This window comes from Neobacillus sp. YX16, from assembly GCF_030123505.1.
Lineage (GTDB): Bacteria > Bacillota > Bacilli > Bacillales > Cytobacillaceae > Neobacillus.
This window is the reverse complement of record NZ_CP126115.1, coordinates 6,129,877-6,142,891: the sequence shown is the minus strand read 5'-3', so window position 1 is coordinate 6,142,891 and position 13,015 is coordinate 6,129,877. Positions and strand designations below refer to the sequence as shown.

Annotated in this window: 13 protein-coding genes and 1 pseudogene; 12 read left to right on the top strand and 2 right to left on the bottom strand. The window is 39.9% G+C overall.

The genetic code is table 11. The features are described from left to right. The first annotated feature begins 26 nt into the window (after positions 1-26). The 6 genes and pseudogenes from QNH48_RS30005 to QNH48_RS29980 all read left to right on the top strand — a co-directional run bounded on the left by QNH48_RS30005 (position 27) and on the right by QNH48_RS29980 (position 6,166). The gene (locus QNH48_RS30005; RefSeq protein WP_283955921.1) at positions 27-1,232 is read left to right on the top strand and encodes an MFS transporter; all 1,206 of its coding nucleotides are present in this window, start codon (positions 27-29) and stop codon (positions 1,230-1,232) included. Positions 1,233-1,530: 298 nt separating this feature from the next. Next, positions 1,531-2,706 carry an ABC transporter substrate-binding protein gene (locus QNH48_RS30000; RefSeq protein ID WP_283953248.1) on the top strand — a complete coding sequence of 392 codons (1,176 nt, stop codon included), beginning with the start codon at positions 1,531-1,533 and terminating at the stop codon, positions 2,704-2,706. A 131-nt stretch (positions 2,707-2,837) separates the two neighbouring features. Next, positions 2,838-3,716 carry a branched-chain amino acid ABC transporter permease gene (locus QNH48_RS29995; RefSeq protein WP_283953247.1) on the top strand — a complete coding sequence of 293 codons (879 nt, stop codon included), beginning with the start codon at positions 2,838-2,840 and terminating at the stop codon, positions 3,714-3,716. Positions 3,717-3,729: 13 nt separating this feature from the next. Beyond that, positions 3,730-4,714: pseudogene (locus tag QNH48_RS29990) on the top strand (branched-chain amino acid ABC transporter permease). Then, a complete protein-coding gene (locus QNH48_RS29985; RefSeq protein ID WP_283953245.1) occupies positions 4,680-5,459 on the top strand; it encodes an ABC transporter ATP-binding protein in 780 nt (259 codons plus the stop codon). Before QNH48_RS29990 ends, QNH48_RS29985 begins: the two are co-directional and overlap by 35 nt. Continuing rightward, positions 5,459-6,166 carry an ABC transporter ATP-binding protein gene (locus tag QNH48_RS29980; RefSeq protein WP_283953244.1) on the top strand — a complete coding sequence of 236 codons (708 nt, stop codon included), beginning with the start codon at positions 5,459-5,461 and terminating at the stop codon, positions 6,164-6,166. The genes QNH48_RS29985 and QNH48_RS29980 overlap by 1 nt, the downstream gene beginning before the upstream one ends. 86 nt (positions 6,167-6,252) lie before the next feature. Here the strand turns inward: QNH48_RS29980 and QNH48_RS29975 are convergent, their stop codons facing one another. Then, positions 6,253-8,061 (bottom strand): TIGR04190 family B12-binding domain/radical SAM domain protein, encoded by a 1,809-nt coding sequence (locus tag QNH48_RS29975; protein WP_283953243.1) that lies wholly within the window; start codon positions 8,059-8,061, stop codon positions 6,253-6,255. 291 nt (positions 8,062-8,352) lie between these two features. On the opposite strand from QNH48_RS29975, the gene QNH48_RS29970 reads away from it, so the two are divergent. From QNH48_RS29970 to QNH48_RS29955, 4 genes are all read left to right on the top strand, one after another. Then, positions 8,353-8,742, top strand: coding sequence for a hypothetical protein (locus tag QNH48_RS29970; RefSeq protein WP_481858446.1), 390 nt, complete (start codon positions 8,353-8,355; stop codon positions 8,740-8,742). Between the two features lie 101 nt (positions 8,743-8,843). Beyond that, positions 8,844-9,320 (top strand): Cys-tRNA(Pro) deacylase, encoded by a 477-nt coding sequence (gene ybaK / locus QNH48_RS29965; protein ID WP_283953241.1) that lies wholly within the window; start codon positions 8,844-8,846, stop codon positions 9,318-9,320. A 213-nt stretch (positions 9,321-9,533) separates the two neighbouring features. Further along, entirely contained in the window at positions 9,534-10,646 is a 1,113-nt protein-coding gene (locus QNH48_RS29960) for a PRK06851 family protein (RefSeq protein WP_283953240.1), read from the top strand. A gap of 101 nt (positions 10,647-10,747) precedes the next feature. Then, entirely contained in the window at positions 10,748-10,966 is a 219-nt protein-coding gene (locus QNH48_RS29955; RefSeq protein WP_283953239.1) for a hypothetical protein, read from the top strand. A gap of 144 nt (positions 10,967-11,110) precedes the next feature. Here QNH48_RS29955 and QNH48_RS29950 read toward each other — a convergent pair whose 3' ends face one another. Then, the gene (locus QNH48_RS29950; protein ID WP_283953238.1) at positions 11,111-11,266 is read right to left on the bottom strand and encodes a hypothetical protein; all 156 of its coding nucleotides are present in this window, start codon (positions 11,264-11,266) and stop codon (positions 11,111-11,113) included. A 176-nt stretch (positions 11,267-11,442) separates the two neighbouring features. On the opposite strand from QNH48_RS29950, the gene QNH48_RS29945 reads away from it, so the two are divergent. Next, a complete protein-coding gene (locus tag QNH48_RS29945) occupies positions 11,443-12,078 on the top strand; it encodes a DNA alkylation repair protein (RefSeq protein WP_283955920.1) in 636 nt (211 codons plus the stop codon). A gap of 71 nt (positions 12,079-12,149) precedes the next feature. Then, the gene (locus tag QNH48_RS29940) at positions 12,150-13,004 is read left to right on the top strand and encodes an HAD family hydrolase (RefSeq protein ID WP_283953237.1); all 855 of its coding nucleotides are present in this window, start codon (positions 12,150-12,152) and stop codon (positions 13,002-13,004) included. Positions 13,005-13,015: the final 11 nt, after the last annotated feature.

Sequence of the window (13,015 nt, the reverse complement as noted above, 5' to 3'; positions counted from 1 at the left end):
AGGGAATAATGTAGTCTTAAAGGGGGCTGGCTATGAAAAAAGAAATTTCTCACCGGAAATTACTCTGGGTTTCCGGAACAGGCTGGATGTTTGATGCATTAGATGTGGGTATGCTTTCCTTCATTATTGCGGCATTGAAAGTAGAATGGGATTTATCATCTGAGCAAATGGGTTGGATTGGGAGTGTCCAATCGATTGGGATGGCTGTAGGGGCATTAATTTTCGGATTAATGGCAGACCGAATTGGCCGGAAAAATGTGTTTATCATTACGTTATTATTATTTTCAATCGGAAGCGGAATTTCAGCGTTTGCCACATCGATTACTGTCTTCCTTATATTAAGATTTTTTATTGGCATGGGTCTTGGCGGAGAGCTTCCCGTTGCCTCGACACTTGTTTCTGAAAGTGTTCCTGCCGAAAAACGAGGACGGATTGTCGTATTACTAGAAAGCTTTTGGGCAGCTGGGTGGCTGATTGCTGCAGTTATTTCTTATTTTATTATTCCAAAGTATGGATGGTCGACTGCCTTGTTAATTAGTGCAACACCTGCACTTTATGCTTTATATTTACGAGTTGGTTTACCTGACTCACCGAGATTCGAAGCGATTAAGGAGAAAGAAAAGATTTCTCCGTTTCAAAGTCTTGCTAATCTATGGACGAACGAGTATCGCCGCCGTACAACGATGCTATGGATTGTTTGGTTCTGTGTTGTTTTCTCCTATTATGGAATGTTTCTATGGCTTCCAAGTGTGATGGTATTGAAAGGTTTTAGTCTAATCAAAAGCTTTGGGTATGTTTTAATTATGACCCTTGCTCAATTACCAGGTTATTTTACGGCTGCTTGGGCGATTGAAAGATTCGGCCGGAAATTTGTCTTAGCTGTCTACTTAATTGGAACGGCGATCAGTGCTTTTCTTTTTGGAAATGCAGAGTCAACGACACTGTTAATTACCTCGGGTATTCTGTTATCCTTCTTTAATCTTGGAGCTTGGGGAGGATTATACGCTTATACGCCGGAACAGTATCCTACGATTATCCGTGGAACCGGGTCAGGATCTGCAGCGGCATTTGGCCGGTTAGGCGGAGTGCTTGGACCGTTATTGGTTGGTTATTTAGTGGCACAAAATACATCCATTTCCACCATTTTTACGATCTTTTGTATATCAGTTTTCGTTGCTGCCTTTGCCGTTATTTTCTTAGGAAAAGAAACGAAAAATAAAGTATTAGTATAATGTTTCGTTGAGGGAGATTTCCAAATGGGAGTCTCTCTTTTATTTTTTAACACAGCGTCATTTTACCCCTTTAAAGGGACAAAGTATATTGAATCGTTTTTTTAATCCTATGACTATAGTAGGAGATTATTAAAATATTTATTTTTCAGAATTATATTAAAATAACGCATTTTACTACTAGACGAATAGGAAATTATTTTGGTACAATGTTTTCAGAATATTATCTTTTTTTAAACATCTTATTGGACAAACATCGATTGAAAAGGGGAATTTTATTCAAAAATAGGGGGTATAGACAGTGAGAAAGAAAAAACTTGCAGGTATTTTTATGTCGTTCATGATGGCGGCAGGCGTGTTGGCCGGCTGTGGTGGTTCATCCACTACTAGCGGTGAAAAAGATGGCGAAACGGTAAAAATTGGTGCCAATCTTGAACTTTCAGGCGGGGTAGCTTCTTACGGTCAATCGATTCAAGAAGGTCTGAAATTGGCAATTGAAGAGATTAACAAAGAAGGCATTGATGGCAAGAAGTTAGAGCTCGTAACCTTCGATAATAAATCAGATGCGGCGGAAGCAACAAACGGTGCCATTAAGCTAATCAGCCAAGATAAAGTTTCAGCAATTGTGGGTGCAGCTACAAGTACAAATACATTGGCTCAGGTGGAAATTGCTCAAAAGAACAAAACTCCACTAATCACACCAACTGGAACAAACTCAACGATTACAAGTAAGGATGGAGTCCTTAATGACTTTGTATTCCGTACTTGTTTCATCGACCCATTCCAAGGAACAGTAGCGGCTAACTTTGCTTCTACTGATTTAAAAGTAAAAAATGCAGCGATTATTATTGACAGCTCTAGTGACTATTCAAAAGGTCTTGCAGCTTCTTTCCAAGAATCATTTGAAGGAAATGGCGGTAAGGTTGTAGCTGAAGAGGCTTATGTAGCTAAGGATACAGATTTCAATGCGATCTTAACCAATATTAAAGCGAAAAATCCAGAATTCATATTCCTTCCTGGTTTCTATGAAGAAGTTGGATTAATTATCAAGCAGGCTCGTGCACTTGGAATTGATGTTCCAATCATGGGCGGCGATGGCTGGGATTCTCCTACTCTAGTAGATATTGCTGGAGCAGATCCATTAAACAATACATTTATTACAAACCACTATTCTTCTGGAGACTCTGATCCAAAAGTACAGGATTTCGTAAAAGCATTCGAAGGTAAATATGATGGTAAATCTCCTGATGCCTTTGCTGCTTTAGGCTATGACACTGCTTACTACATTGCAGATGCGGTTAAGCGTGCTGGAAGCGGAGACCCTGAGAAAATCAAAAAAGCACTTGAAGAAACAGATGGTCTTGGGCTTGTATCAGGTAACATGAAACTTGATAAAAACCATGATCCTATCAAAGCTGCTGTTATCTTAGAATACAAAGGCGGCAAACAAGAGTTTAATACAAAGGTTAACCCATAAACAAAAAGACGGAAGTGCATAGGCGCTCCGAGCTAGACAAAATTTTATAGGGAAAAAAGAATAGGGAGAATGCTAGTCTCCCTATTCCCTATTCAGATGATATTTTCCTAATTTTAGGAGGAGACTTAGACATGGAATTTTTACAACAGCTGGTCAACGGGGTGTCGTTAGGCAGTATTTATGCCTTGATTGCCCTTGGGTATACAATGGTGTACGGAATTGTAAAATTAATTAACTTTGCCCATGGAGACGTCTTCATGGTTGGTGCATTTATCGGTTTTTACTCTATTACGATACTAGATTTGGGATTTTTCCCTTCCTTGCTTATTTCCATGGCAGTTTGTGCCATCTTAGGGGTTCTCATTGAAAGAATCGCCTACAAACCTTTGCGTAATGCCACTAGAATTGCGGCTCTTATTACTGCAATTGGAGTATCATTGTTAATTGAATATGGAGTCATTTATGTTCGAGGTGCTCAGCCAGAAGCATATCCTAGTGACTTGATTCCGGCAACAAGCTTAGATTTCTTAGGTGTAAAGGTGAGCAGTCAGTCACTGCTAATTTTAGGTACTTCTGTAGTATTAATGATCTTATTGCAATTTATCGTACATAAGACAAAAATTGGAAAAGCTATGCGTGCAGTCTCTTATGATATGGATGCAGCAAGATTGATGGGAATTAACGTTAACAATACTATTTCCGCAACCTTTGCGATTGGGTCAGCGTTAGCGGGTGCAGCGGGTGTTGCTTTCGGAATGTATTATACAAAAATTGAGCCGTTAATGGGAATTATCCCAGGCCTTAAAGCCTTCGTTGCAGCCGTCTTAGGCGGCATTGGAATTATTCCAGGAGCAATGGTTGGCGGTCTATTATTAGGTGTTATCGAGTCACTGGTAAGTGCAGCAGGCTTCTCACTTTGGCGAGATGGTGTGGCATTTGTCGTATTGATTTTAATTTTGATTTTCCGTCCAGCCGGTTTATTCGGTAAAAATGTACGGGAAAAAGTGTAGGGGGGCTATAGCGATGAATATACTCAGGACTGCGAAAGGTTTTTGGTCATCAATCGTTTTAGCCATTGTTTTTGGTGTTGTGATGCAATTTTTAATTACCGGAGAAATAATTAACTTCTTCTATGTGAACACACTATACTTTATTGGTATTAATATTATTCTTGCTGCCAGCTTACATTTGATCATTGGAATTACTGGACAGTTTTCGATTGGACATGCAGGCTTCCTGGCTGTAGGTGCTTATGCCTCTGCCATTATAACAATGAAATTAGAGCTTCCCTTCGCTCTTGGTCTATTAGCGGGAGGAGTAGCAGCTGCAATTGCAGGCTTAATAATTGGAATTCCTACACTTCGGCTAAAAGGAGATTATCTTGCGATTGCCACACTTGGGTTTGGTGAAATTGTCCGGATTGTCTTTTTAAATATTGAATATGTTGGCGGAGCAAGCGGGATGACTGTTACCCAGCTTACGACTTGGCCATGGCTATTTGGAAGTATCCTTCTAACATTAATCGTCATCAGAAACTTTACCAATTCAACACATGGACGAGCCTGCATTTCTGTCAGAGAAAATGAAATTGCAGCTGATGCCATGGGGATTAACACTACTTACTATAAGGTAGTCGCGTTTGCGATCGGAGCCTTTTTCGCTGGAGTTGCAGGTGCTTTGTATGCACATAACTTTTTCATTATCCAGCCGACAAACTTCGGTTTCTTAAAATCGTTTGATATTTTAATCTTTGTGGTACTTGGAGGATTAGGAAGTATGTCTGGTGCGGTACTGGCTGCGATTCTCCTAACAATCGTTTCTACATTCCTGCAAAGCTTTCCTGAATTACGAATGATTATTTATAGCTTAGTATTGGTACTGATGATGCTTTACCGTCCACAGGGAATTATGGGCACAAGAGAATTGACCTCATTCTTTAAGTTTGGCAAGTCTGCAAAAGGAGGAGTCAACTCATGACAGCAAACACCCCATTGCTTCAAGTAAATAATGCAGGTATCCGTTTTGGCGGATTAAAGGCTGTTTCAGACGTGAACCTCGAGTTAAAGCAAGGTGAATTAGTAGGTTTGATTGGACCAAATGGTGCCGGTAAAACAACTTTTTTCAACCTGTTAACCGGAGTATATGTGCCTACCGAAGGCAGTATTGAATTAGATGGAGATAAATTAAATGGTTTAGCACCCTATAAAATTACTAAAAAAGGTATAAGCAGGACCTTTCAAAATATTCGTCTATTCAGCGAATTGTCGGTGCTTGATAATGTAAAGGTTGCATACCACTCCCTTGCGAAGCATTCGATTCTGAGTTCGATATTCCGCCTCCCTAAACACTTTTCAGAAGAAAAGTATATGGAAGAAAAGGCAATTGAATTTTTAAAGATTTTTAATTTAGATAATGTCATGCATGAAACGGCGAAGAATCTGCCGTACGGTCAGCAGCGCCGTCTAGAGATTGCGAGAGCGCTGGCAGCCAATCCAAAGCTTTTACTCCTGGACGAACCTGCAGCGGGTATGAATCCACAGGAAACAGAGGAATTAATGAATTTGATTGCGTTAATTCGTAAAAAGTTTGATTTAACGATCCTTTTGATTGAGCATGACATGCTCCTTGTAATGGGTGTATGTGAGCGTATTTATGTACTAGACCACGGTCAGCTTATTGCAGATGGGACTCCTGAACAAATCAGAAATAATCCAAAAGTCATCGAAGCGTATCTTGGGGAGGAGGTTTCGTAATGCTAAAAATTGAGGATATTAACGTGTTCTATGGTAATATTCATGCCTTAAAGGGTGTATCACTTGATATTAATGAAGGGGAAATCGTTACCTTGATTGGAGCAAATGGCGCGGGGAAAAGTACGCTGTTAAAAACAATTTCCGGTTTACTAAAGCCAAAAAACGGGAGTATCTTGTTTGAAGGACAATCCATTTCAGGCAAGGTTGCTCAGTCTATCGTGAAACAGGGACTTTCGCATGTTCCTGAAGGCCGTCGTGTGTTTGCCAACATGTCTGTTGAAGAGAATCTTGAATTAGGAGCTTATTTACGGAAGGATAAGCAAGGGATAAAGGAGGACTTTGAAAAGGTCTACAATCTATTTCCTCGTTTACTCGAACGGCGTAAGCAGCTGTCTGGTACGTTATCAGGCGGTGAGCAGCAAATGCTGGCAATGGGCAGAGCCTTGATGGCACGCCCAAAGCTCTTACTATTGGACGAACCATCTATGGGACTAGCACCGCTTTTAGTTAAGACGATTTTTCGGATTATCGAAGAAATCAATAAGTCAGGCACTACGATTCTATTAGTTGAGCAAAATGCAAACATGGCGTTATCAATCGCTGACCGCGCCTACGTCATCGAGACTGGAAAAATCGTGATCTCAGGATCCTCCGAAGAGTTAAACCAGAGCGACCAAATACGAATGGCTTACTTGGGCGGCCATTAATAGCTGCAAAAAGGCGTGTGATTTTTAAATCACGCGCCTTTTTGCGGATAACGGAAAATACTCTCGGATAACGGAAAAAAACTCTCTTACATTTTTGCATTCTGATGTTCGGTTTCTAGTTTAAATTGATGACGAAGCTTTGGTTGAAAGGAATGTTTGATTTTTGTTGCATACTCTTCATAGAGCTGCTCTAAACCAACTAATGCAAGGGAGAAGAAGTTTGCGTAATTCTTTTGTACCTCCCATTTCAGCTCGTTCTTACCGCAAATACTATATTTATTTAACTCTTCAATCTCTTTCTGAATTAATGCCAATTCCGCCTTCTGCTCTTCTTCTGGCAGTGAAAGAACATAATCAATTTTTTCAATATAGGCTTGTGATTTTTCAATTTTACCTTTAATTTCATCGTAGCCAGCTTGATCAATTAGACCGTATTTTAATTTGAATTCATTTAACTTTTGAGCAGAATCGTAGGTGGATTTTACGATATCATCACGTGTCATTTGTGTCGTTTCATAGCTGAGCATATGCTTCCAGGATGGCTGGGTAATCGCCTTGCGGTGGTCCTCAAGCGTATGACAGAATTTCTTAAAGCCATGTAGCTCTGGATTTTCAAATGCTGGGCTTGCAGGGTCAAGGAACGGTGCAAGAGGTGCAACAAAATAGAATAGTCTAGGGTCTTGATTACAAGAAAGATGGATTTTCTCACAAAAATCAATATTTTCAATTGCGCTTTGGTACGTTTGACTAGGAATACCTGTCATAAAGAACAAGTCTATCTTTTTAGCACCATGCTTTAAGGCAAAGTTAAGTGTTTCAATCACCTTTGGATTGGTACAATTGAATTTTCCATTATAACGTCTGATTTTTTCATCGTGTGTTTCCAGGGTAATCTCAATGCTATATTTAGAACAGCTGTTATTCATCATTTGAAAAAACTCTTCACCCGCATATTGGAATAATTCAAAGACAATTTCATTTTTAAGATTAAGCTTCTTTAGACGGTTGAAGAACTCTTTGACATATTCCCTGCCGCCTTGCCTAAGGTCATGCAGGATAAAGATTGGTGCACGGCTGAAGCGAGAAATAAACTGAATGTCTTCCATTAGCTTTTCTGGTGAACGTAGGGCAAGAGAACTTCTTCCACAGTTTTGATCATAGGCATCCTTTGAACCGCCGCAGATGAGACAGTTCTGCGAACAGCCTCTTGCTGTTAGTAACGCGGTGTTAGGATATTCAAGCCAGCCTTTGTATGGCAGAGGGTCTAGAAAGTTGCGATATTTAAAGACGGAACGGACTGTATAGCGGTAGCCTGGTACGTCTAGATCATCTAAATCCTTTGGTACGTAGGTAATAGGATTATAGCCAATTTCGCTGCCTTTTTTCCAGGTTAAGTTCGGAATGTCAGCATAGTGAGTATTTCCGAGTTCTAATTTATTCATCAGCAAAAGCATAAGTTTTTCTGTTGAGTCACCACGCAGGACGAAATCAATAAATGGATAGTCCATTAGCTCCTTATGATAATAGGTAGCCGATAAACCTCCGAAAATCATGGGTGTATCTGGGTGCAGTCTCTTAACAATTTTAGCTAATTCGATACTGCCGTGTGCATGCGGCAGCCAGTGCAGGTCAATTCCGAAGGCACGTGTTTTGATTTTTCTTAGCTTCTTTTCTACATCGAACTTCTCACTCATCAGCATCCGGTTTGCAATATTGATAATTTTAACGCGAAGACCGAACCGTTCTAAATAATCCGCAATACTTGTTAATCCAATTGGATACATTTCAAATACTGGTGATGACGGCACTACATCGCTAATGGGTCCTGCCAGCAGGGAATTTTTTCGAAAGTCATAAACACTTGGTGCGTGTAAAAGGACTAAATCATACTTCATATAAGCCACCTTTTTCATTTTAATAATATATAATATATTGTGAAATATTTCACATAATTTCAATGAATTAACTGTGACAAAGTGATAAACCTGATAAACGATTTCACCATTCACAACTGTAAGTATTTTCTAACTACCTTTATTTTACTATAATGATGGATTTATAGAGTGACAAACGGGTGACAACAATATGGAGATTCGGTGTATGGTTGGCTGTATAGACTATGCAGACCACTCACCCATGTTAGGCAGAAAACATATAGTAGAGGGAAAACATATTAAAGGAGGAATATGCCCTTGAATTATTATGGTTATGAAATACCTTATATCCCTTCACGGTTTGGCGGTGGACAACAGCCTGGATTCCCTCCCCCTGGATTTGGTGGGGGACAGCAAGGATTCCCGCCATTTGGAGGAGGACAACAACAAGATGGACCGCCATCTTCACCGCCGCCATCCTACACGCCACAAGAATCACCCTCTTTATACGCTGTTGACCCTGGAGCTATCAGAGGCTGCCTTTACCGCTATACCTATATTTGGCTGAATAATGGCAGCAGTTTCTGGTTTTATCCAACATATGTTGGAAGAGATTCAATTGCAGGATATCGTTGGAGGAACTTCCGCTGGGTATATTATGGAACGGACCTTAGGAGAATTCGATCATTTAGATGTTCATAAAAAGCACAAGGTAAGGAAACCTAGCATTCCTTACCTTGTCTTTTATCTTTGCTGGAGAAAATTGTTATAATAATGGTAAATGGTTGAAGGATGAGGGGAAAATGGCAAAGGTCAAAACGAATGCTATTCGGATTCTCGATAGCAAAAAGATAACTTATGAAGTGCTTACATATGAAAATCAAGATGGAAAAATTGATGGAGTTTCTGTTGCCGTGAAGATAGGCAGAGATCCTCGTGAAGTCTATAAAACGCTTGTCGCACAAGGAGCAAGCAAAAGTATCTACGTATTTGTAATACCAGTCGAAGCAGAATTAGATTTAAAAAAAGCCGCAAAGGCAGCCGGGGAAAAGAACGTGGAGATGATTCCTGTTAAGGACATTCTGAAATGGACGGGCTATATCCGCGGCGGCTGTTCACCGATTGGGATGAAAAAGGAATATAAGACATTTATAGATGAGAGCTGCATAGAACTTGAAAATATGGTAGTCAGCGCTGGGAAAATCGGTGTTCAAATTGTAATTGATCCAAAAATGTTAGTAAATCTGACAAGCGCTGAAACACCTGATGTTAGAAAATAATGTAATAGGCATTCACCTATAAAACGTACATGGCATAGGATATGGAGAAATGAAAAGCGGAAGCGCCTTGAACAGGGGCGACAGGCATAAGTCGAGCCGGCGGGAAGGTTGCTCTTTAACCTTCTTGACGGATTGGCTTATGACCCCGAGCCCCTAGGCGCTGCAGCTAGACAAATGAAACTTCGCTATGTCACGTAAAGGAGAGTGTTCAGTGTGGCTGGTAAGATAAAAAATTATTTTGCAGGCGGGAATACAGCAAGAGGATTCCATAGCCTATATGATTCAAATCTCCAAGGACTGGAACGAATCTATATTCTTAAAGGTGGTCCTGGGACGGGAAAATCCTCGCTGATGAAAAAAATAGGCGATGAATGGGTCGAAAAAGGATATGATATCGAATACTTACATTGCTCGTCAGATAATAGTTCCATAGATGGTGTCATCATTCGTGCCTTAAAGGTAGGAATCGTTGATGGAACAGCGCCACATGTCATCGAACCCAAGGCCCCAGGTGCAGTAGAACAGTATATTAATTTGGGTGAGGCATGGGACGCAAAAGCACTTGCTGCCGAGAAAAAGAACATTGAGCGCTTAACAAACCAAATTAGTGCCTCCTTTCATATAGCCTACTCCACCTTTAAGCAGGCATTAGATGTTCATGATGATTGGGAGAAAATTTATATTGAAAACATGGATTTTGAAAAAGCAGACCAGCTGACCAATAAATTAATTCAGTCCTTTTTTGGCAAGCTGAAAATAAATAAGCAATCCGATATCCGCCATCGATTCCTAGGAGCAGCAACACCAAAGGGAGCTGTCGATTTTGTTCCGAATTTAACGGAGGATATTGAAAAGCGTTATTTTATTAAAGGACGTCCTGGTTCTGGAAAGTCGACTATGTTAAAGAAGTTAGCAGCAGCTGCAGAAGCAAGAGGGATTGATATAGAGGTTTTTCACTGCGGATTTGATCCCAATAGTTTGGATATGGTTATTTTTAGAGAGCTTGGCATTGCCATTTTTGACAGTACGGCTCCACACGAATACTTTCCAAGCCGTGCCGGCGATGAAATCATTGATATGTATGAGCTTCTGATTAATCCGGGAACAGATGAAATCTATGAAGATCAAATTAAACCAATCGCGGCAAGCTATAAAAGTAAAATGAAGGAAGCTATCTCTTATTTAGCAAGAGCAAAAGAACTTCATGATAAGCTGGAAGCCATTTATGTTCCGGCGATGGATTTTTCTGTGGTCGAAGATATTCAGAACAGGATTGCCGAGGAAATCAGAGAGTTAGAATTAAACAATATTTACAGCACTCAGTAGGAAAAGGAGCAATATATCAACTGTCTCGAATAGGGACAGTTTTTTGTGATACTTATGTGCTGGCTGGGAAAGATAACAGTATGTTCTATAACAAATGATAGATGGAGATGTTTACTGTGAAAAGTGACCCAAATTCAGCAAATGATACTGTAGAAGCGAATATTGAAATCAATAGACAATTGGAAGATGGAAAGGTTCATGCCCCCGTTGAGGCACAATCAGAAGCAGAAAGAGCTAACATAGATTTACAAAATCAGTTCAATAATGAAGGAAATAAAGACATACGTACTTCTCCAGCTGCCATTTCTACCCCTCAATAGCCAAAGAGAGTCGGCCTTCCTAAGTGGAACGCCGACTCTCTTTTACAAAATAAGTATGAAACCTTGAACTTAGATAACTGTCTAGCTCCAGGCGCCATCGGCTCGTCTTATGCTGTCGCCGATAAGCAGGCGCCTTCCGCGTTTCTATTCATGCGGATTTGTTTTGCTTTGCTGACCTTTATTTCGCTTATTGCCCTTGCTGTTATCTCCGCTGACAAATTCACTTGCGAATTCAGCCTCTGCATGACCTGCCTGAGGCGAATTTTGGTTTTTACTGCCTTTATTAACCTTTTTCGTCATAGAATCCTCTCCTTTCATCCTTCGGTACAGTTTAGTTTGGCATTTAGGGCAGTCATTATGCATTTTAATAGAGGGAATAGTGCGGGTTTATAGAATTATTAAAAGAGCTAAAATAGCACTATAGTGATTTTTTAGGAGTGGGAATTTTGAAAAATGAAATAGAACAACTAACTGCTATGTTTGAAGAGCATCGAAATGATGATAATGCTGGACCTATGAAAAAATATATGAAAGATCATTTCCCGTTCTTAGGAATTAAGTCACCGCTCCGAAAAGAGCTGGAAAAGCAATTTTTTAAAGAGACAGGAATACTGAAAGAGGAATTTAACAAGGATATCGTAGAAGGTCTTTGGGATAAGGATCAAAGAGAATATCAATATACTGCTATTACATATATCGGAAAATTCATAAAGAAAATGCCAAAGGACACGATACTATTGCTTGAAAGATTGATCACGACAAAATCTTGGTGGGATAGTGTGGATTCTATTGCTCCTCTAGTTGGAGAGCTTGCTCGGAAATATCCTGAACTTGTCGAAGAGAACATTAATCATTGGTCGATACATGATAACTTTTGGCTGCGGAGAGCTTCGATCCTCTTTCAATTAAAATATAAGAATGAAACGAATGAAGCACTTCTCTATAAATACATGGTTAAAAATGCCGATAGCAAGGAATTCTTCATTCAAAAAGCCATCGGCTGGGCATTGAGGGAATACTCGAAAACAAACCCTGAGTCTGTTAAGGCATTTATTGAAGGAAACGAGCTTGCTCCGTTAAGTATAAGAGAAGGCAGCAAGTATCTTTCATGAGCAAAATGGTGAAACTGGAAGCGGATATCTGATAAGATGGCAGTAACAAAAAATAGAAATAGGTGAACTGCATGATTAAGTGTATTGCGTCAGATATGGATGGTACTTTATTAAATTCGTATCAACAAGTTAGTCAGGAAAATAAAGAAGCGATTCTAAAAGCCCAGTCACAGGGAATTGAAGTAGTAATAGCAACTGGGAGATCTTTTCAAGAGGTTCGATTTATCCTAGATGAAGCAGATTTACATTGCCCTGTCATTGGTGTAAATGGTGCAGAAGTCCGCACAAAAGAAGGAGAAATTTTATCTGCTACACCAATTGAAAAGCACGTAGCCAAAAAAGCTGCGGAAAAGCTAATGGAAAAGGATATCTATTTTGAAGTCTATACAAACCAGGGTACATACTCGCTAGATCCTAATAAAGCCGTGGCCATTATAGTTGATATTGTCGTTAGTGCCAATCCTGATGTGAAACCTGAAGATGTGGTTAAACGAGCAGAAGCCCGCACTCGTAATGGTTTGGTCCATCAGGTTGAAAGTTATGATCTTTTATTTAATGATGAAGCACACCAAATTTATAAGCTTTTTGGATTTGCGATTGATTCAGACAGGCGTGAAGCTGCAGCAAATGCACTTGAAGAATTAACAGAGTTGGAAGTGTCCAGTTCTGGCCATAACAATTTGGAAATAACTCATCGAAATGCTCAAAAAGGAATTGCGTTAGAAACGTTTGTTCAATCAAAAGGAATCGACATTTCAGAAACAATGGCGATGGGTGATAGTTTTAATGACGTCTCCATGCTGGAAAGAGTCGGTAGAGCGGTCGCAATGGGGAATGCCGATTATGAAATAAAAACTCTTTGTGATGTGATTACCGCTACAAATGATGAACATGGAGTAGCAAAGGCAATACTGGAAGTTTTATAGGAAAGGAAGAG